Raw genomic sequence first — 21,194 nt, 5'->3', positions numbered from 1 at the left:
TTTTTGTCGAGCCCCAAAACCCATGCACAGAGTGATATTACACCTTACATTGGGCTGCAAGCTGCCCCAACATCTGCTGGCAATCACTGAAACTAATAGCATCGCGCATCCCCTGCCGCAAAAAGGCGTTCATGGCGGGTTGCAGGCGTATGGCGTTGTCGATACGCGGATCCGAGCCTTGGGAATAGGCACCGATGGAGATCAGATCCCGGTTTTGCTGGTAGAGCGAATACACCTGCTTGACGCGCCGCATCGCTTCGAGGTGCGCCTCACTTATCACCATAGGTGCCACCCGGCTGATGGAAGCTTCAATGTCTATCGCCGGATAATGTCCTGAGTCGGCCAAGGCCCGCGACAGCACTATGTGACCGTCCAAAATGGCCCGCGAGGCATCGGCAATGGGATCTTGCTGATCATCCCCTTCGGTAAGCACAGTATAGAAGGCAGTGATCGAGCCCTGCCCTTCACCGCCATTACCGGCGCGCTCCACCAAACGGGGCAACTTGGCAAATACCGAAGGCGGATAGCCTTTGGTTGCCGGCGGCTCACCGACCGCCAGAGCGATTTCCCGCTGCGCCTGGGCATAACGGGTCAGGCTATCCATCAACAGCAGAACATCATAGCCGAGATCGCGAAAATACTCGGCTATCCGAGTCGAGGTTTCGCAGGCGCGAAGGCGCATCAAGGGGGAGGTATCTGCCGGAGCAGCTATGACCACAGAGCGGGCCCGTCCCTCTGCGCCCAGGATCTCTTCGATAAACTCTTTTACTTCCCGGCCACGCTCCCCCACCAGGCCAACCACAATAATGTCGGCCGTGGTGCCGCGGGTCATCATGCCAAGAAGCACACTCTTACCCACGCCGGAGCCGGCAAAGAGCCCCATACGTTGGCCCTTGCCCACGGTAAGCATGGCATTGATGGCTCTGACGCCTACATCGAGCGGTTCGGTAATCGCCCGTCTGGCCAAGGGGTTGATTGCCGGGCTGTGGCGCGAGGCTTGTTCGTCTGTGTGCAGGGCGCCCATACCATCGAGCGGCTGGCCGTTACCGTCCAGCACCCGACCAAGAAGACTCAAACCAACGCTGAGCCCGGTTTGCTCACCAAGCGGCATCACTTTGGCTCCGGGCAGCACGCCCCTGAGTTCTTCCACCGGCATCAGATACAATAGCTCATCGTCAAAACCTATCACCTCGGCAATAAGCTTACCCGCCATGGTATCTATGGCACAGAGACTACCGACCGGCGCCCGGCAACCACTGGCTTCCAGCGTCAGGCCAACCACCCGCACCAACTGGCCGCTGGCAACCGCTTGAAACGGCGCTTGCTTTTCGGCCAAGTGTTTGAGTTCACTCAGCAGTTGGCTTCGGCGCTGCTGCATCATGAGCGTCTCCTTCGCTGGGCTGTTCGCCCTCTTGACTTGCGGTCTCGGCCTTGTCGCTCACAACGGCTGTTTGTTCATCTGCAAGCGTTTGCCCCTGCTCGCTGTCCGGTATAGGCGGGCTTGGCCTATCGTCTATTGCGGCCTGCTGCTGAGCAGCCCTTTTCGCCAACATGGATTGTTCGGCTTCAAGATTGGCAAACACCCCGTCCAAACGGGTTTCCAGACGCATATCCACTTGCGAGCGTTGGCTGTCCACCACACAATCGCCCCGGTTGAGGCCGGGATCGGCTTCCAGTGTCCAGCGGTTACGTGCCAGTTGTTCTTCACCGTAGAGCTCGCTGACCAAAGCCATATCTTCGGGATGCAGGCGCAGATTCACTTTCTGCTCTTTGAGTGGCAGGGCATCTATCCCTTGCCTGAGCGCCGCCAGTATATGTTCCGGATGGGTTTTCAATTCATGGGCAATAAGATTGCGCGCCAAAGTGGCGACCAAGGTCAGTAGCGATTCTTCTATCCGGGTATCCAGCAGCGCCAGCGGCGCCTCGAACTGAGCGAGCAAAGCATCGAAACGTTCTATCATGGCGGCGGCCTGCTGTAGGCCTTCTTCCCGGCCTTGCTCAAGCCCCTGGGAAAAACCTTCACTGTGGCCCTGTTCCAAGCCCTGAAGACGCCCTTCCTCCAGGCCTTTGGCCAGCCCTTGCTCCTTACCTTCGGCAAAACCTTCCTGCTCGGCTTGCTCGCGGATAGATTCGATTTCAGCCAAAGTCGGTGGCGAAATAACTTCTTCGGCAGCCTTGGGCTCTATGCGTCCAGGTTTGTGACCAAACAGGTTACTCGGCTTAAGCGGCATGGCGTCACCCACATCGGGCAACTGCCAATGAACAAACTCGTCTGCTTCATCCGGCGGCAAAATGTTGTGGGGCACCTTTTTGTCTGTCATTCAAATTCGCCTGTCAGAGGAATTCTTCACTGCCGCCGCCACCGAGCATAATCTCTCCGGCATCGGACAAGCGACGGGCGATGGACAATATCTCTTTCTGGGCCACTTCCACTTCGCTGATACGAATTGGCCCCATGGCCTCGAGATCGTCACGCAGCAATTCGGCAGCACGTTTGGACATATTGCCGAGGATCTTTTCCTTCAATGGCTCGTCGGCGCCCTTGAGCGCCTTCATCAGTACATCCTGCTGCACTTCCCGCAGCAGCGTCTGAATACCACGGTCGTCGACATCGATGAGGTTTTCGAACACGAACATCAAGTCCTGGATCTGCTGCGCCATCTCTTCGTCGGACTCGCGCAGAGTTTCCATCAGTTGGCTCTCCACCCCGGTATCCAGGTAGTTCATAATGTTGGCAGCAGCCTTCAAACCACCCATCTTGGCCGCCTGGGCGCCACCCTGACCGGCAAACTGTTTCTCCATGATGTCGTTCAGCTCCTGCAGTGCTGCAGGTTGTACCTCTTCAAGGTTGGCGATACGCATCATCAAATCGAGACGGGTGTTTTCCGGGAACTGGGCAAAGATTTCCGCCGCCTGATCCGGTTCAAGATAGGACAGTACAATGGTTTGGATCTGCGGATGTTCGTTCTGGATGATAGTCGCCACCTGTCTGGCGTCCATCCACTTGAGCGAGTCGAGGCCTTTGGCGCCACTGCCCATGACAATCTGCTCGATAAGATTACCGGCCTTGTCTTCACCCAATGCGGTAGTCAGTGCCTTACGCACAAACTCTTCGCTGTTAAAGCCGATGGAGGAGTATTTCTGGATATCATCCAGAAACAGCTTGTGAACCGCAACCACCTTCTCCTGGCCGAACTCCTGCATGGCCGCCATGGCCATACCCACCTTTTGAACCTGTTTGGGTTCCAAGTGTTTGAGAATAGAGGCCGCATCGGCTTCACTGAGACTCAGCAACAAAATGGCGGTCTTCTCAATCCCGTTGAGATTCTTGACGTCGAAGCCGCTCTCGGCTGGTTTATCCGCTTTTTTTTCAGGCATCTTCTTGCAACCAGTTCTTCACCACTTGGGTGGACAGTTCAGGTTCATTGGCCACCAGAGCACGTATGGCCTTAATCATATCATCATCTTTGTGTAGATCCGGTATCAGAATCGAACCGTCATCGGCATAGCTGTATTCACTTTCAGGGCGGTTGAGCATGCCCAGGGTGTCGGCAGCGTACTGATCTTCAATATCTGCCAGCTCGTGCCCCAGCGCAGGTTCATCCGGCATATTCTGGCCATCGGGGTAGATGAGGCGCTTGAGCATGGGACGCACCACGAACAGGATAAGCACCAAAATCACCAGGGCACCTATGCCGAGTTTCATCGCCCGCCAGAACCAGGGCTGCTCCCACAGAGGTGGCTCAGGCAGGTCTTCAACCAGCTGATCCATAAAGGGCACAGTCACCACTTCTATCATGTCGCCCCTTTGGCTGTTGAAGCCAACGGCGCCTTCCAACAAGCGGCGGATGTTGGCCATCTCTTCACCTGTGCGAGGCACTCTGGCGACCTGCCCATTTTCACCGGCAGCCCCAGCCTTGTAGTCGACCGCCACTGAGACACTGACCCGGCGTACCACGCCTATCTGCTGACGGGTATGGCTGATGGTGGTATCCAGCTCAAAATTACGCGTCGCTTCCCTATGGCTGTTGCCTGAAGTAACACTGCTGCTTTGCGTCGCATCGGCAGCGTTTTCAGGAATATTGGACTCCATCGGCGGCTGATTGGAAAGGGCTCCGGGGATACCGCCACTGCTGCCACCGACACTGTTGTTTTCAACTGTCATTTCACTGCGAAGTGATGGCAGATCTGGGTTGAAACGCTTGGCAGTTTGCTCGACGGCGGTGAAGTCCATGCTGACATCCACTTGAGAGGTGAAGTTTTCCGGGCCGAGAATGGGCATCAGAATCGAGTCAATTTTGTTGCGGTATTCGTTTTCTTTTTGTTGTACCAGTTCCAGCTCGCGCCTGGCGCGGGCAGATACTCCGTCCTGACTGCCTGAATTCAGCAAACGGCCGTTGGAGTCTGTCACTGTCACCCGACTGGGATCCATGTCATGAACCGCTGAGGCGACGATATCCACTATCGCATCAACCTCCTCCTGGCCTAAACCGCCCCTGCGGGTATTGACCACCACAGTGGCACTGGGCTTGGCACGGTTGCGGGCGAACACATTTTCCTTTGGCAGCGCCAGGATCACCTTGGCGCGGCTGACACTATTGAGCTCTTCAATCGCCCGCGCCAGGTTCATCTCCTGACTCTGCTTCAGCCGTGCCTGCTCCATCCGCTGGCTGACACCAAAGCCGGAGTCCTGGCTCAGATAATCCTTGGCATCGGCGCTGGAATCTATACCGGCGCGGCTCAGCATCATCTTCACGTCCTGGTATTTATCTTCAGGAACAGTAATCACATCGACTTCAATCTTGTACGGCACCCGGTTCTTATCCAGCACATCGAGTACTTGTACCATCTCCTGAGTGTCCATCTTGCCCAGTGGCCGATATTCAGGCTCCTGAGCCCAGATCATCACAAATACCGCCAGCGCCAGACAGATAGCCAATGCCAGGATCATGGTGATCTGCCGCAACATATCCACTCCCCCGAGGGAGCCCAATACACCCGACTTGTTTTCCTGTTGGACCCCATCCAGCGTAGTTCCAGCGGCGGAAACATTGGATCCTGCTACTAATTCTGTGCTCACTGTGCGTTCCTGTTATCCGGGATCTGTGATGCAAGCAGGCCTTAAACAGGCATGCTCATAATCTCTTTGTAGGCTTCGACCAGCTTGTTGCGCACCTGCACTGTAGCCTCGAAGGCAACGCTGGCTTTCTCGCGGGCAATGACAGTGTCAGACAGAGACACAGTGGTGTCGCCCATCTCCAGCCGGGTAGCCAGATTGGATGATGTGCTTTGCAGCTCACTGACATTGCCGACCGCCTGGGCCAGCAATTGGCTAAAGTCGGCCCCTGAGGTATTGCCCACCTGACGTACAGGCGAAGACTGAAATCCCGTTGGGGCAATTTCACCTTTAAGTGATTGCATTTCCTGCAATAAAGAATTGGCACCTATTTGCATCTTCTCACTCCTGTCGTCAGCGAATTGACGAAAAATCTGGGTTACCGGACTCTATGCAATTAGTTTGCCAAAAGTGGAAAAAACAAGATTGAGAGAGCTAAAGGCCCTGAATTCAAGCAGAGCCAGAGGAAAGACAAAAGGATTGGAAAGCGGCCTGACGGCCACTTTGGGAGATGACTCAGGCGGGCACCTCTATGCCCATCTCGCGCATACGCGCCATCTTGTATCTGAGAGTGCGGGCACTGATCCCAAGCTTCTCGGCCACCAGCTTACGGCTGCCCTGACACTGAGCCAGAGTCTCGAGAATAATTACATGCTCCTGAGCCTTGAGTTCATCACCGAGTGCTTCCGGCGTTTCCTGGGCTGTGGTATCTCCCAGCGCAACATCCTGCAGATCGATAATAATATCGCCGGCTTCTATCTGCCCTTGATTCAAGATCAGTGCTCGCTGGATCACGTTATCCAGCTCACGGACATTCCCCGGCCAGCGGTGGGCCAACAAACGCCGCACAGCAGCATCGCTGAGAGTTGGAACCGGGTTAATCGCCGCATTTTCGGCATGGCGTGCCAACAGATGCTTGGCCAGCGGAATGATATCCGCCGGTCGTTGATTCAGTGCCGGCCAGGCAAGCGGGAACACATTGATCCTGTAATAAAGATCTTCGCGAAACTCGCCCTTGGACACCATATCTTTCAGATCCCGGTTGGAAGTTGCCAGCACCCTGACATCGAGCTTAATGGTCTTGCGGCCACCCAGGCGTTCAACCTCACGCTCCTGCAGCACCCGCAGCAGCTTGGCCTGCAAAGACAGCTCCATTTCGGAAATCTCATCGAGCAACAGGGTGCCGCCATGAGCCTGTTCAAACTTGCCGGGGCAAGCCTGATAAGCCCCGGTAAAGGCGCCTTTTTCGTAGCCAAACAAGGTGGCTTCGAGCATATTTTCCGGGATGGCGGCGCAGTTAATCGCCACAAAAGGCCCGTCAGGTCTTTGGCTATGCTGATGAATATAGCGAGCCAGCACCTCTTTGCCCGAACCGCTGGGGCCACTTATCATCACAGAGGCGTCAGAGGCGGCTACCCGCTGCGCCAATGCCAGCAAGGCCAAGCTCTTTTCATCGGCCACTACGGGGCTGCCACTAACCACTTTGGGACGTAAATAACGACTCACCTGATTAAGCAGCACCTGAGGAGCAAACGGCTTGGCGAGATAATCTACCGCCCCCAATTTGATGGCACTAACTGCATTATCGATAGTGGCATAGGCCGTCATCAACAGGACCGGCAACTGCGGATGCTGCTGACGCAGATAATCCAGCAGTCCCATACCGCCGATACCCTCCATCTGTACATCGCTTATCACCATGTCAAAACGATTACCTTTCAAAGCCGTTATCGCTTCTTCGGCACTGGCGACATCGACGCACTCATAGCTGGCCAGCAACAAGGTATCGAGCAACGCTTCCCGAAGCGCGGAATCGTCTTCCACCAACAAAATTTTTGCTTCGCTCATGCCACGCCTCCTTGAGAGTCTGTCGTCAGCGGGAATGTCAGCGTAACGGTACAACCGGCGCCCAACTCACAGCTGAGATCCAATTTGCCGCCGTGGCTGCGCACGACTGACTGCACCACCGCCAGCCCAAGCCCTGTACCCTGACGCTTGGTGGTGAAGAAAGGCTCCAACACCTGTTTTTGCATCTTGCTATCAAGCCCCTTGCCGTTATCTATCACATCAAGGCGCAGTGCCTGGTCACAGCTCAGACGCAGAATGACGTTTGTGGCACCGGCTTCCAGGCTATTGATCACCAGATTATTGATGGCAGAGCTCAATCCATGAAGATTAACCTGCATCTCGCGGTCACCTTCAAGTTGCAGACTCAATTCGGCGTTTTGCTTAGCGGCAATTGGCTCGCAGTTGGCCATCACTTTTTCCAGCACTGTCGAGAAAGGCACTCTGTCGCAGGCTTCCTCTTGCTTACCTTTGGCAATCAACAACATATCATTGACCTGCTGCTCCAACTCGGAAAGTCTGTCGAGCAGTTTGCCCTGAAAACGCTCTCTTGAGCCGGTATCCAGCCTTGGGCTGCCCAAATTGGCGGCATAAAGTAAAGCGGCAGAAAGCGGAGTGCGTATTTGGTGCGCCAAAGTGGCAACCATTTTTCCCAGAGCAGACAGGCGTTCAAGGTGGGAAAGGTTTTGCTGCAATAGCCGGGTTTCGGTGAGATCGGTCAGCATAATCAGCTGCCCCTGCTCAGGTGTCAGCGGCGTAATCGCCAGTTTCACCCGGCGGCCATTGCGCAGGGAAACTTCATGACCATCGTCTTTTTGCGGTGCGAAGGCGCGATTTATAATAGTAAGCCAGCGCTGACCCACCAGAGGAACACCCAACAAAGATTCGGCAACCGGGTTGGCTTCGCTGACCAAGCCGTCACCATTGAGGATAACGACGCCCGAAGGCATGGCCTGCAGAATATGCTCCATACGATTGGACATATTGGCGGCTTCCCTTACCGGGATCCATTCGCGGCCATGATGAGAGATGGTTTCGAGCTGTGCCAGCGGGCTTGCGGACATATTAACCCCGTCAAAAATACGATGCTGACAGGGTTAATGCAGACTTTATGCCAACTTAAAAGTCAAAAATTATCAGGATATTAATCTTTACTCATGCCGTATTTACGCATTTTCTCCACCAGAGTGGTACGGCGAATACCAAGCATTTCCGCGGCGCGGGCAACGACATTATCCTGCTGATCCAGTGCTTGGCGTATCATATCGATTTCCAACTCAGCCAAGAGATCCTTGAGATTGACTCCTTCAGGCGGCAGCTCACTGGGGAAACGGGTATCAGGCAGATCAACCGGTTCTTCGTCATTGAAGATAGATGCCAAGGCATCACGCTCAAGCTGTTCTTCGCTAACCTCAACCGAGTACTCGGGCACATCAATATGACGGTATTTAACCGGTAGATCATTAACGTCGACCAGACCACCCGGATAGAGGATAGTTAACCTCTCAACCAGATTGGACAGTTCGCGGACATTACCGGACCAGCCATGTTCCTTAAGCGAGTCGATGGCACGCTGGGTAAAACGCACCCGGCCCTTACCTTCGTTGAACACCCGGCTGACCAACTCCTGCAATAATAGCGGGATATCATCCCGGCGCTCACTAAGGGGCGGCATTTCGATGGGAAATACATTGAGACGATAGAAGAGATCTTCGCGAAACTCCCCTTCTTCAATCATGGTTTCCAGATTTCTGTGAGTCGCGGCCACTACCCGTACATCGGCGTTAATCGCCTTGTTGCCACCCACACGTTCAAACACTCTCTCCTGCAACACCCGCAGCAACTTGACTTGCATCTGCAGCGGCATATCGCCGATTTCATCGAGGAACAGAGTGCCGCCTTCGGCCAGTTCAAAACGCCCCTTACGGGAGCTGATGGCGCCGGTAAAAGAACCTTTCTCATGACCAAACAGTTCACTTTCCAACAGTTCCGGCGGAATGGCACCGCAGTTGACCGGAATAAAAGGGCCATCACGACGCTCTGAAAGATAATGGATATTACGGGCAACCACTTCTTTACCGGTACCAGAGGGGCCCAGCACCAACACTGTGGCATCAGAGCCGGCCACCTGGTTGATCAGGTGGCGCACATTGGCGATACCTTCGCTACGGCCAACAAGACTGCGGAACAGTTTGGTTTGATTGGCACTGGTAGGTACCTGAGGCCGCTTGACCTGGCCAAAAACCTGACAGAAGTGCAATAACTCGGTTAACTGGGAATAGCTCAGGGGTTCATCAATCCGGCCAAGCAGATTCGAGGAGCTAATGCTACTCTGCCCAAGCAGTAACATGGGCTGCCATGGCAGTTTGAACATCAGTGATTGTAATGCATCACCCTCTACGCTATCTGCAACCAAAATCATGGCCCGACATCGAGTTTCCGGCGATTGTGCATCAATTGTATCGGGAGCCACGACTTCGACTTGCTCACCAATAAACTCTAAAACACAAGACAAGCGATTGGTACGCTCAGAGGGGGGTCCGACAAGTAAAATTCGTTGATCTGTATGCATCATTCAGTGGGCCGCTAAGCTTTGGCAATTATGGATTCGCATTAATTATTAGTGTTAGTTGCTCTGGAAAGTCTGGCAATGCTTTCTTCACATACTCAGCTAAATTTGTAGCAATGCTGAATATTGTATTATCGGCACGATATAAGCAAGCCTAGGATGGCTTTTCTGCCTACCCCTTCCAGATTTTAGTCTAAATTCAGGGTATAAACGTCGATATCGTCAATTAAATGACGAACGTCAAAAAGGCGCCTTAAGCGCCTTTGTTCAGAGTGAGCAATAACTCAGCGGTTTTCTTCGTGAGCCGTAAGATGATGTTTATCGGCGGGGATAGCATCCCAGGCTTCTTTGATATCCCGCAGCACAGCCGCAACATCATCCAGAGCCTGCACATCATTGTTGAGATTCGCCTCTGTAATACGCCGCAGCATAAAGTCGTACAGATTATTGAGGTTGGTAGCGATCTCACCACCGGCTTCCATATTCAGGCTGTTGCTGAGACCGGTTATAATACCTATCGCCTTGTTGATGAAAATCCCCTTTGCCGACTGATCGCCTTGCTCAATGGCATAACGACTCTGAGCGATACGCTCCAATGCGCCGTTGAACATTAACTGAACGATCCTGTGTGGTGATGCTACGGAAATTTCATTCTCCAATGATACCTTCCGATAAGATTTCAGCGACCCTCTCATAAATACCTACCTGTTTGCATCTATAGACCTGTAAACGTTAACCTGACGTTTATTCTGGCTTCTGAGCGCCAAAAGCTCTTGCCTTTGTTGACGTACTGCTTTGGCATCCTGTTCAAAAGTGGCTGTCAGTTGCAGTTGCTCTTCAAGCAGTACAGGATCCTGCACTTGTGCTATCAAAGCCTGAAGCAAAATTTGACGCCTGTTTACCAGCTCATGCAAATTAGAGACCAACTCATCAGTTTTTTCATCCTCGGCGGGAATTGTCAGTAGGCAATCCAAAGCCCGGCGCAGCAATTCGTTGATCTGATTTAATTCTTCGGTTACCTGCATCTTTTATCCCAATCAGCCTTTCTTGATTGCCCCTGGTAAAGAGTTCAATGCTCCTACAACATTCTTGCCTTGGGCGTTCAGCTTGCCGACGACCAAATCCATCGCATTAAATTGTTTGGTCAATCTCTCTTCCAGCAATTTCATCTTACGGTCAAAGGCTTCACGCTGCACCTCAAGACGTTTTTTATCGCCTGTATAGGAGTTATTACGGGTATCAATCACACCACCGGTCTTGATATAGGACTTGGTTAATTCGCCCATAGCGTTCGCTATACCGGTATCTTTAGTGGCAAATAGTGCTTCAACTCCCCCCATATTGGTCTTGATGGCTTCATCCAGCTTGGCATCATCGATTGAAAGTTTGCCATATCTGTCTGCTTTAATACCAATATCATAGAGTGCAATAGAGCCGTTGGCTGTTGCCACCCTGTCACTGATCCCGGAACGCAGCTGAGACTCCAGTGAACGGATCATTGAGTCACCCTGTAGCGCAGCTGCCTCCTTTTTTTTCGCATCGTAAGCTGACATTTTTTCTATCGAGGTGATCAGACTATTGTAAGCCTCGACAAAACCTTTGACGTTTTCTTTAACCGCATCTGTATCCTGAGCTATGGTCAGCTTGGTGGTCTTGTTGACATCAGCATCAGTGAGATTAAGGGTCACACCTGTAATAGCATTTTTTACTTCGTTGGACTGAGAGGTAAGCTTTTGACCATCAATATAAAGTACTGCGTTGCCGGCAGCCTGAAGCTCTTGTAAATTACTGCCGCCGAACATATCTGAAAGCCCGCTACCTGAAGTATCGGTTGCGGTGATGCTTATCTGATTATCTGTGCCTTCTTTGTCGGAGCTGAACACCAAACGACTGCCGGCATCACTGGTGATAACTGTTGCTGTCACACCGGCATTGTCAGAACTGGCATTTACCTTTTTGGCAATATCCTCAAGAGAATCAGTCGCTTCAACGTCAATACTAAAACTCTTGCCATTGACAGCAAGCTGCAGACTCCCTTCACCGATACCAGCGCTGGCATCAGCGGTAGCAGCACCGGCCACTTTATGTTGCTGGGCCAAGGCTTCAACCTTGATATTATAGGAACCGGGCAAAGAGTTTTTATCTGCTGTGGCAGTAAAGAAATCTTCATTGCCCAAGGTGACAGTACGTTGATTCAAGGCGCCGCCATCCTGGAGCTTTTTCAGTGCGTCCTGGAATTTTGACAGTTCACTCTTAAGCGTACCCATGGCAGAAACTTTGGCATCTAGTCTAGCCTCAGTCTTATTAAATATCGCCTCTTTGGGCACTTTCTCGGCATCAACCAAAACCTTGACGATCTCGGTAATATTAAGTCCCGATCCCAACCCTGTTGCTGTTAATGCCATATCAACCTCTATCTCATGTTAAGCCTGTTCAGGCTTCAGTCTTCATCAATAATCCTGCGACTTCAGACAGTTTTGCCGCCAGCTCCAACGCTTCCTCACTGGGGATCTGTCTAATCACGTCCCCGGATTCCACATCCATCACACTGACAACGTGAGTTCCGGATGATTCATCCACTTTAAATGCCAAGCCCTTGCGCATCATGGACATGGTATTGGAGAGTTCCTCTGCCACCTGCTGCAATTGCTCAGGATCCTGCTGTATATCCTCGTTTTGCTCTGCCTCATCTACCGGCTTGAGCAAGGCCGTCGCCTCAATGTCAGTGGTTTTCTGGGCAACCTCTTGCCACTGCCCGGATTTTACTTCTGCCCTCACAGGGACAGTATTGGATAAATTAGTGACTTCCATCGCCTATTCTCCACTCAGTTGATCTATCTGCCGCAATATCTTCCTTCCATGAATGCAGCAAAGGGAGATCCGTAGCCGAACCTCCCTTTTACTGACGCGATAGCTAACCTGAAAAATTACAGCAGTGACAGTGCTACCTGCGGTAACTGGTTAGCCTGAGCCAACATGGCCGAACCTGTTTGTTGCAGCACCTGGTTCTTGGTCATGGCAGAGGTTTCCTTGGCAAAATCCACATCCACAATACGACTCTTGGCGTCGGCAACGTTAGCCTGAGTATTGGCACTGTTGCTGATATTGTGTGCCAGACGGTTCTGAATGGCGCCCAACTCGGCGCGTTGTGAGTCGATGTTCTTGATAGCGTCATCAAGCTTGCCGATAGCTGCGTCGCGGCCAGCAGAGGTGGTGACATCCAACGCGTTTACAGAAAGAGTCGTGGCGTTAGTAGTCTTAACCTTGATGATCACATCTTCGTTGTCCTGGTGGCCTACCTGGAACTTCTTACCGGTAGAGAATCCACCATCCATCAGCTTGGTGTTACCAAAAGCAGTGGTGTTACCAATGGCTGTGATTTCAGTCGCCAGCGCATCCATCTCGTCTTTGATGGCAGTCAAGTCAGCAGCGCTGTTGGCACCGTTTTCAGACTGGATGGCCAAATCACGCATACGTTGCAGCATATTGGTCTGCTCCTGCATCGCACCTTCAGAGATCTGCGCGATAGAGATAGCATCATTGGCATTACGCATACCAACTTCCAAACCGCGCACCTGGCTATTCAGACGGTTGGAAATCGCCAGACCTGCAGCATCATCTTTAGCACTGTTGATACGCAGACCACTGGACAGACGCTCCATTGAAGTAGCCAGGCTACTGTTGGAGAGATTCAGGTTTTTCTGAGCTTTCAGTGATGTTACGTTGGTATTTACTGTAATAGCCATAATGATTTCCTCTTTACCTGGCTTGGGAAAACTAGCCTGTCTTCGTTTGAGCCAGGCGGGTCTTACTGGTTACAGTAACTTTAACGGCACCCCTGTTTTTATCTTTAGGTATTTTTTCCAAAAAATCATCAATTATTTCTAACCAAATGATTATTTTGAAAAAATAATATCACCAGCTGCGTAAAACTGCTGGTGATATTCCCGGCAAACATATCATTAGCCCAATAGAGAAAGGGCTACCTGAGGCAACTGGTTGGCCTGCGCCAGCATGGCAGAACCTGTCTGTTGCAGTACTTGGTTCTTGGTCATGGCCGAGGTTTCCTTGGCAAAGTCCACATCCACAATACGGCTCTTGGCGTCGGCGACGTTGGCCTGAGTATTGGCGCTGTTGCTGATATTATGTGCCAGACGGTTTTGGACCGCACCCAATTCGGCGCGCTGAGTATCTATGTTCTTGATAGCCTCATCAATCTTACCAATGGCAGAGTCACGACCGGCAGAGGTCAGTACCGTCAGCGCATCGACAGACAGAGAAGTGGCGTTGTTGGTCTTTACTGTCACAGTTACATCTTCACCGTCCTGATGGCCTACTTGAAACAGCTTGCCACTGGCGAAATCACCGGTCATCAGCTTGGTATTACCAAACGCAGTACTGTTACCGATTGCGGTGATCTCATCGCGCAGCTGATCCATTTCGTCTTTTAGTGCCTGCAGATCGGCGGTGCTGTTGGCACCGTTTTCAGACTGGATGGCCAAGTCACGCATACGCTGCAACATGTTGGTTTGCTCCTGCATCGCGCCTTCGGCAATCTGGGCGATAGAGATGGCATCGTTGGCGTTACGCATGCCCACTTCCAAACCGCGCACCTGAGAGTTCAAACGGTTGGAAATTGCCAAACCGGCGGCATCGTCTTTGGCGCTGTTGATACGCAGGCCACTGGACAGACGTTCCATGGAGGTTGCCAGGCTACCGGATGACATGTTCAGGTTTTTCTGCGCCTTCATTGAAGTTACGTTGGTATTAACGGTAATAGCCATGTTGAGTTCCTCTTCCTAGTTTTAGCGCCAAGACTCGGAGCTTGGCTAAAATTGTTAACAATTTATCTGACAGACGGGTAGGTCTTTGTTTACTGTTAAATAAAGTCAAACAGGGAAACAGAACCCACTCTACTGAACACATTTGAAACGGCGTTCAAGGCCAACTGCTGTTTTTGAAATTCGGTTATCGCCGCGGCGTAATCGAGATCCTCCAGCAGTGACAATGCCGACTTATTCACCAACTCTTCTTCTGCATGATTGCTGCTGTAGCTTTCGAGGCTTTTGAGACTGTTGCCCGCAACACCTCTGGCCACACCGAGTTGAGTCATACCACTGTCAAGATTATTCAATAACTGTGCCAACTCAGCTTGTCCGTTGGGGGTATTGACCAGATCGGGATCCTCCAGCAGGGTTATCGCCTGTTGAATGGTGTCGAAAATCGGCACCTCGGCCTTAGGTTCCATGGTGAAGGAATCCCCGCCAGCCGGCGTGCCATCCAGCTTCACCTCTATACCGTTGAAGCTCACTGGGTTACTGGCATCGAAGTTAGCCACATTGCTGACAGCCGAACCGCTTGAATCCAACACTTGCAAATCAACCCCACCAGCGCCGTTATCGGTAAAGTTAAAGGTGTAGGTATCAGCCACATGGCTCCCAGGAGGGCTTATTTTGGCGCTGAGTACCCTGAACTCCCCGGTTTGTGGGGCCAAATAATTGACGCCGTAGTCACCCAAGGCGTTGGCAGCATTCATAAAAGCCGAGTCCCCGGGAATATTGGTGCCCATAGCAACCCCTTGTGCCACCAAGGCATCACGAACGCCGCTGTCACCGCTGTAAACCATGTTGCCGCTGGCATCGAAGGCAAAGGGCTGAGTGTCTGTGTTGTATCCGGCAAACAGGTAATTGCCTGACTCATCCTGGGTATTGGCAATACTTAGAAGTTCATCCAAACTGCTGCGCATTTCATCGGCAATAGTTTGCCGCTCCGAGGGACCAAGGGTGCCATTTACTGCACGCAGCATCTGTTCACGAATGCCAGTGACCAAAGTTTCGGCGCTGCCGAGCTTGCTTTCCGCCAAAGATAAGCGGTTTTTGCTGTAATCCACATTCTTGAGATACTGCTGCACCAGCGCGTTTTGCTGGTAGAGGTTGTCTATGCCGATAGCTGCAACCGGATCATCACCGGCAGTGTTAACCTTTTTACCGCTGGATAGCTGCTCGAGGATCCTGTTGGTATCGGTTTGCTTCTGCAGAATGCTGTTTAAATTCTGCTGATACATCTGTGAAGTTGAAATACGCATCTCTCAAGCTCCTATCGAACCGAACTGAACAGGGTGTCGAACAGGGTATTGGCCGTAGTCATGATCCGTGCCGATGCCTGATAGGCCTGTTGGAACTGCATCAAATTGGCCGCTTCTTCATCCAGGTTAACCCCGGATTCCGATTGCACCCTGGCATAAGCCTGATTGTAAATGGCCTCCGCCGAACCGGCCCTGACTTGGGCAGATTTGGTTTGGCTGCCAATATCCAGCTTGGTTTTTTCAAACACATCACCCAGGGTCGACTTACCGTTATTCATTATCTTGCTGTCACTGAGTTTGGCCATGGCCACGGCATTGCTGTTGTCACCCGGCGCAAAGCTGAGATCAAAGGTGAAACTCTCACTACCGCCACTGCTGCCATCAACTTCAAAAGTAAAACCAAAGGCGCTGATCTGCGGCGGAGTGCCCGCAGCCGTCCCGGTTGCCAAAGAAGCGCCGTTGACATCAAATACTTCATAGCCAGGTGGATTGACACTGGTATCCAGGGTGAATGTCAGTTCACTGTCAGTCACGGGGAAGTTAGCCGCGCTTCTGTCGTCTATGCTGACCAACTTCACCGAAGTGCTGCCTGAATTACCTGCGTTGGCGGTAATTTTCGGCGCCGCTGCGGCAATGCCTTTGGGATCTGACATCACTACATCTATGTTGGCCGCCGCATTGGCCGTTGGCCGTATTTCAAACCTGTCACCGGCAGCCATGGCACCGGCATCAATTTTGATACTGAAGCCGTTGGCGCCTTCCAGGGTATCGCCGTTGAGCGTCAAATTGGTCACAGCCCCCGTCTTCATGTCTTTGAGTTCATAAGTACCGGCATTGGTATAGTTCAGCTCATAACTGCTGCCGGACAGGGCGCCGACATCATCGATATTAACGCTCAAAGAAGCTGTGCCAGAGTTGCCGGAATAGGCGCCGACACGGCCGGCGGCAATCACAGGGTCATTGATATCGGTAAAAATGGGTTGTCCGAGCTCGCCATTGAGATCAAAACCCTGGGACTGCATCTCGTTAAAAGCATCGGCAATTCCCAGCGCCAACTGCCCCAGCTCATGACTGGCGGGCATCAGGGTGTTGTCACGAAAATCAAATAAGGCGCCCAGTTGCCCCCCAAGCTTGGCGGGGTCAGCCTTCAACTCGTTGCCCCCGAGGCTATAGGTCAGCTCTGGCTCATTGGGGAAGGGGTCACCTGCGGTCATGCCCATGGTCATGGCCACTTCACCGGATACCAACATAAAAGAGCTGCCCAGCATGATGGAGCGGGCACCGTTTTCCAGCGGGATCACATTGACTTCGGCGTACTGGCTTAACTCTTTAATCAGCGCATCTTGCTTATCCAACAGCTGCGCATCGTTACCGGGTGACTTCATCAGTTCAAGATTGATCTGCGCCATCTCTTTACTGATCTCATTGATCCTGGTGGTAATGCTTTCAATCTGATCATTGGTTTGCTGCACCTGACCTGTCAGATGACTCTGCATTTGATTGAGATTCTGCGCCAGTTGTGAAGCCGAATTGAGCACTGAACCGCGGATCCCCAGATCCGCTGGCAGGTCAGCCAGACTGTTGAGGCCGGAGAAAAAGTCATTCAATGAGGCAGGCACCGCCTTGCCTATTTGGGAAAACAGCTGATCCAGCCCGCTGAGCTTGGTGTAGCTGGCCTCGGCAGCACTGAGCCCTGTCTGACCGATACGCAGCTCTCTGGCAGCATAATCATTGTAGATACGCTTTACATCCTGCACATAAGTACCTGTGCCATAGAAGTTATTGCCAAGACGCATTGAGGTGGAGCTGCCCTGAATAGCCACCTGGCGGTGATAGCCTTCGGTATTGACGTTGGCAATATTGTTACTGGTCACCCCTAATTGTGATTGGGCAGCCAGGATCCCACTGCGGGCTATATTGAACAGATCCATAGACATGGGTTATCGCTCCTGCACCTTTACTGGCCCGGCTTTGAGCCGAACTCCTGCAACAACTGACCAAAATCGGCCTTGATGGTATCCAGCACTTTCATCACCTTGTTGGCATATTGAGGATCCGTGGCGTATCCCGCCTCGGCCAGTGCCTTGATAAACTCGTCGGGATTAGCGGCCATCTTGCGCGCCTGGCTGTAACGATCGTTATCGGAAATAAAGCTGACAAAATCATCAAAGCTCTGCTCAAAACTGTCGTACACCCGGAAGTCAGCCTTTTGCCGCACAGCTGTGCCCTGCTCATATTCCAGGGTCGACACCGCCGCTTTCTCACCCTGCCAACGTCTGTCGGCCTTGATATTGAACAGGTTGTTGCTGGACTCACCTTTATGACCACGGACCATCTTCTGGCCCCAACCTGTCTCCAACGCCGATTGCGCCAGCAAGACTTCGGGTTGAGTCCCCAAGGCATCGGCGGCAACCTTGGCATGAGGATAAAGCTGTCTGACAAACTCTTCCTGACTGCCGATTGCCGGCCGCGCCTGCCGCCATGACGGCAATACTTTGCCGCTCAATACCTGCTGCAGACTGTCACTGCTTGGCAGCGCGGATGCTTTGGCCGCAGTCGCTTCAACACCGGATATCTTCTCTGTCTGGCCGCCGTTCAAAGCCGTGACATTGCGGTTATCGACATCGCCGCGGAGCACTGAGGCCGGGGTAATGCCGGAATTTTCCGGTGACAACTGCTGCACCATGAGATCCGCCAGCCCCAGCATGCCTTTGGAGGACAGCTCCACCGACATCTGCTGATCGTGCATCTGCTCGTAGAACTTGGTGTACTGACTGTTCATCGGGCTGTCGGATTCAAATATCGCGTTGGCATCTCGCATGCTTTTCATCAACATCTGCACAAAGATGCCTTCAAACTGCTGCGCGACTTCTTTAAGCGCTGCTTTTTGATCCTGCTGCGCCTGGGCTCTGAGCTTGTCCAGCCCACCGAGATCCAGAAATTGCGAAGCATCAGCCATTTTGTTCATAGTCGATAAACCAATGTGCCATTAATCAGATGATGATGAGTTCACCATGCAAAGCCCCTGCCATCTTTAAGGCTTCGAGGATTGCCAACACATCCGATGGCGCCGCGCCCACCATATTCACCGCCCGCACCAACTCATCGAGGGAAGTGCCCGGGTTGAACATAAACATACGCCGGTTGTCCTGAGCCACATCTATGGTGCTGTTGCTGGTCACCGCAGTCTGGCCGCCGGCCAGGGCATTGGGTTGAGAAACCTGAGTTGCTTCGGCAATGGTGACGGTAAGGCCGCCATGGGTCACAGCCGCCGGCAAGAGTTTGACGTCCTTACCCACCACTATGGTGCCGGTGCGGGAGTTGACTATCACCTTGGCCGATTCATCGGCTGGCTCAACCTGAATATTTTCCAGGGTGGCCAGGAAAGATACCCGCTGCGACACATCTCTGGGGGCGCTGACCTGAATGGAGGAAGCATCGAGCGCCCGCGCCATACCCGGGCCGAGTAAGCCGTTAATGGCATCAGCGGTACGTTTTGCGGTGGAGAAATCGGCTCGGTGCAGGTTAAAAGTCAGGTGATCGCCATTACCGAAGGGGCTGGCCACTTCACGCTCGACTATGCCGCCGTTGGGAATCCGGCCCACGGTTGGCGTGTTCTGGATAACCTTGGAACCATCCAGCCCCTCGGCACTGAAGCCGCTGACCACCAGACTCCCCTGGGCGATGGCGTAAACATTGCCATCCACCCCTTTGAGGAAAGTCTGCAGAAGGGTACCGCCGCGCAAGCTCTTGGCTTCCCCAAGACTCGATACAGTCACATCCAGGGTTTGTCCCGGCTTGATAAATGGCGGCATATCGGCATGCACAGCCACCACGGCAATATTCTTGATCTTGGGCCTGAAGTTATCCGGCAGATTGATGCCAAAATTCTTCAACATGGTCTTGAAGGTCTGCTCAGTGTAACGGGTCTTCTCCCCGGTTCCCGGCAACCCCACCACCAGGCCGTAGCCTATCAACTGGTTGTCCCTGACCCCTTGGATATCGGCGATATCCTTGATGCGCTCGGCCTGCCCCGGAAGAGAAACCAGCAAACAGGCAAGTGCCATGATTAATTTTATTTTCATGAGCTTATCCTCAGAAAGGCCACCAGTCAGAGAGGAAGAACTGGCTCAGCCAGCCCACCTTTTGCGACTCGGCAAAGGTGCCGGTACCGCTGTACTGAATACGGGCATTGGCGACTTTGGGCGAATCTATGGTGTTTTCAGGGGTAATATCCTGCGGCCGAATAATGCCGGTTACCCGAATAAATTCGTCGCCATTATTGATGGTGATCCACTTTTCACCGCGAATAACCAGGTTGCCATTGCCCAGCACCTGCATCACGTTGGCCGAGATCTGCCCGGAGAGACTGTTACTCTGATCGGCATCGGCCTCGCGATTGGTATCCATGCTGTCGCCGTAGCGAAAATCCAACGGGTTGCCCTTGATGGTGACATTGTTGCCGCCCATGTAGAGCGGGTTCACTGACATGTCCGAGCCTTTTTTGATCTTGTTGCCGACGCTCTTTTTCGCTTGGGTCGACTCCACCAACACCACAGTGATGATGTCCCCTACCCTGTGCGCCCGCAGATCCGAATAAAGTGAAGATGCCTGGCTGTCCTGATAGATAGAGCCGGTCGGTGCGATTCGGGTCGGCGGCGCTTCAGGATACACAGGCGCAAAATAGGGATCATCGGCTATCGGTTTGTTCTGGGTAGAGCTGCAAGCCCCCAGAAATAAAGCCGGAATGATAAGGAACAAGGGTTTCATCACATCACCTCATCACAGATTCTGGTTCACGTAGGCCAGCATCTGGTCTACGGCCGAAATGACTTTGGAGTTCATTTCGTAGATCCGCTGACTTTCAATCAGGTTAACCAACTCTTCGGTCACGTTAACGTTGGAGGTTTCCAGCGAGCCCTGACGAATGGAGCCCAAACCGTCGAGTGAAGCCGTGCCCTGAATTGGGGTACCGCTGGCGCCCGTCTCCAGATAGAGGTTTTGCCCTATGGGATCCAGGCCGGACGGATTGATGAAATCAGAGATGGTCAACTGCCCGACCACCTGGTTTTCGGCGGCGCCCGGGGTTTTAACCGACACTTCGCCTTCGGCGGAAACGGTAATACTGGTGGCATCGTCCGGAATGGTAATGGCAGGCTGCAACACATAGCCGGCGCCGGAAGTCACTATCTGGCCGGTATCATCCAAACTGAACTGGCCGTTACGAGTGTAGGCCGTGGTGCCATCAGGCAGCTGAATTTCAAAGAAGCCCGGGCCCTCAATCATCATGTCCAGCGCGTTATCAGTGGTTTGCAGGTTACCCTGGGAGAAAATTTTCTGGGTGGCCACCACTTTAGTACCTGCGCCCAGGTTAAGGCCATTGGGCAACTTGGTGTTGGAGGCGCTGATACCGCCGGCCTGATTGACTGTCTGGTACAGTAAGTCTTCAAATATCGCCCGGCCCTTCTTGTAGCCTATGGTGCTGGCATTAGCGACGTTATTTGAAATCACCGAGATGTCCGTTTGCTGGGCATCTAACCCAGTCTTACTTATCCATAACGCGGGATGCATATCAATTA

The 21,194-nt window shown here is 52.7% G+C and carries 20 protein-coding genes; all 20 read right to left on the bottom strand.

What is annotated here, in order from left to right; genetic code table 11:
- Positions 1-37 precede the first annotated feature (37 nt).
- The gene (fliI, locus tag SIL79_RS13065; RefSeq protein WP_028779131.1) at positions 38-1,378 is read right to left on the bottom strand and encodes a flagellar protein export ATPase FliI; all 1,341 of its coding nucleotides are present in this window, start codon (positions 1,376-1,378) and stop codon (positions 38-40) included.
- Positions 1,347-2,321 (bottom strand): flagellar assembly protein FliH, encoded by a 975-nt coding sequence (gene fliH, locus SIL79_RS13060; protein WP_162207012.1) that lies wholly within the window; start codon positions 2,319-2,321, stop codon positions 1,347-1,349. The genes fliI and fliH overlap by 32 nt, the downstream gene beginning before the upstream one ends.
- A 13-nt stretch (positions 2,322-2,334) precedes the next feature.
- Positions 2,335-3,378, bottom strand: coding sequence for a flagellar motor switch protein FliG (gene fliG, locus SIL79_RS13055; protein ID WP_025011061.1), 1,044 nt, complete (start codon positions 3,376-3,378; stop codon positions 2,335-2,337).
- Positions 3,371-5,080 carry a flagellar basal-body MS-ring/collar protein FliF gene (gene fliF, locus SIL79_RS13050; protein WP_162207011.1) on the bottom strand — a complete coding sequence of 570 codons (1,710 nt, stop codon included), beginning with the start codon at positions 5,078-5,080 and terminating at the stop codon, positions 3,371-3,373. Before fliF ends, fliG begins: the two co-directional genes overlap by 8 nt.
- Positions 5,081-5,121: 41 nt before the next feature.
- A complete protein-coding gene (gene fliE / locus SIL79_RS13045; protein WP_039035638.1) occupies positions 5,122-5,454 on the bottom strand; it encodes a flagellar hook-basal body complex protein FliE in 333 nt (110 codons plus the stop codon).
- Between the two features lie 178 nt (positions 5,455-5,632).
- The gene (locus SIL79_RS13040; RefSeq protein ID WP_162207010.1) at positions 5,633-6,964 is read right to left on the bottom strand and encodes a sigma-54-dependent transcriptional regulator; all 1,332 of its coding nucleotides are present in this window, start codon (positions 6,962-6,964) and stop codon (positions 5,633-5,635) included.
- Positions 6,961-8,025: a sensor histidine kinase gene (locus SIL79_RS13035; RefSeq protein WP_162207009.1), complete on the bottom strand. Its 1,065-nt coding sequence runs from the start codon at positions 8,023-8,025 to the stop codon at positions 6,961-6,963. Before SIL79_RS13035 ends, SIL79_RS13040 begins: the two co-directional genes overlap by 4 nt.
- A gap of 80 nt (positions 8,026-8,105) precedes the next feature.
- The gene (locus tag SIL79_RS13030) at positions 8,106-9,536 is read right to left on the bottom strand and encodes a sigma-54 dependent transcriptional regulator (RefSeq protein ID WP_039035635.1); all 1,431 of its coding nucleotides are present in this window, start codon (positions 9,534-9,536) and stop codon (positions 8,106-8,108) included.
- 278 nt (positions 9,537-9,814) lie between these two features.
- Positions 9,815-10,225, bottom strand: coding sequence for a flagellar export chaperone FliS (gene fliS / locus SIL79_RS13025; RefSeq protein WP_162207008.1), 411 nt, complete (start codon positions 10,223-10,225; stop codon positions 9,815-9,817).
- Positions 10,226-10,231: 6 nt separating this feature from the next.
- Positions 10,232-10,555, bottom strand: a complete 324-nt coding sequence (locus SIL79_RS13020) for a hypothetical protein (protein ID WP_248952137.1) — start codon at positions 10,553-10,555, stop codon at positions 10,232-10,234.
- Positions 10,556-10,567: 12 nt separating this feature from the next.
- The gene (gene fliD / locus SIL79_RS13015) at positions 10,568-11,935 is read right to left on the bottom strand and encodes a flagellar filament capping protein FliD (protein ID WP_162207006.1); all 1,368 of its coding nucleotides are present in this window, start codon (positions 11,933-11,935) and stop codon (positions 10,568-10,570) included.
- 28 nt (positions 11,936-11,963) lie between these two features.
- A complete protein-coding gene (locus SIL79_RS13010) occupies positions 11,964-12,341 on the bottom strand; it encodes a flagellar protein FlaG (protein WP_162207005.1) in 378 nt (125 codons plus the stop codon).
- 116 nt (positions 12,342-12,457) lie between these two features.
- Entirely contained in the window at positions 12,458-13,276 is an 819-nt protein-coding gene (locus SIL79_RS13005; protein ID WP_248952138.1) for a flagellin N-terminal helical domain-containing protein, read from the bottom strand.
- Positions 13,277-13,492: 216 nt separating this feature from the next.
- Positions 13,493-14,314: a flagellin N-terminal helical domain-containing protein gene (locus SIL79_RS13000; RefSeq protein WP_248952139.1), complete on the bottom strand. Its 822-nt coding sequence runs from the start codon at positions 14,312-14,314 to the stop codon at positions 13,493-13,495.
- Positions 14,315-14,409: 95 nt separating this feature from the next.
- A complete protein-coding gene (gene flgL / locus SIL79_RS12995) occupies positions 14,410-15,615 on the bottom strand; it encodes a flagellar hook-associated protein FlgL (protein WP_248952140.1) in 1,206 nt (401 codons plus the stop codon).
- 11 nt (positions 15,616-15,626) lie between these two features.
- Positions 15,627-17,552 (bottom strand): flagellar hook-associated protein FlgK, encoded by a 1,926-nt coding sequence (flgK, locus tag SIL79_RS12990; protein ID WP_248952141.1) that lies wholly within the window; start codon positions 17,550-17,552, stop codon positions 15,627-15,629.
- Between the two features lie 20 nt (positions 17,553-17,572).
- Positions 17,573-18,583, bottom strand: coding sequence for a flagellar assembly peptidoglycan hydrolase FlgJ (gene flgJ / locus SIL79_RS12985; protein WP_039034356.1), 1,011 nt, complete (start codon positions 18,581-18,583; stop codon positions 17,573-17,575).
- Between the two features lie 25 nt (positions 18,584-18,608).
- Complete coding sequence (locus tag SIL79_RS12980) at positions 18,609-19,700, bottom strand: flagellar basal body P-ring protein FlgI (protein ID WP_025011052.1); 1,092 nt, start codon at positions 19,698-19,700, stop codon at positions 18,609-18,611.
- A 10-nt stretch (positions 19,701-19,710) separates the two neighbouring features.
- Entirely contained in the window at positions 19,711-20,385 is a 675-nt protein-coding gene (flgH, locus tag SIL79_RS12975) for a flagellar basal body L-ring protein FlgH (protein WP_039034357.1), read from the bottom strand.
- Positions 20,386-20,397: 12 nt separating this feature from the next.
- Positions 20,398-21,186 carry a flagellar basal-body rod protein FlgG gene (flgG, locus tag SIL79_RS12970; protein WP_039034358.1) on the bottom strand — a complete coding sequence of 263 codons (789 nt, stop codon included), beginning with the start codon at positions 21,184-21,186 and terminating at the stop codon, positions 20,398-20,400.
- Between the last annotated feature and the right edge of the window lie 8 nt (positions 21,187-21,194).

This window comes from Shewanella indica (assembly GCF_033842865.1).
Lineage (GTDB): Bacteria > Pseudomonadota > Gammaproteobacteria > Enterobacterales > Shewanellaceae > Shewanella > Shewanella indica.
Note: the sequence above shows the minus strand (reverse complement) of the source record. Positions and strands in the feature narration are given on the sequence as shown.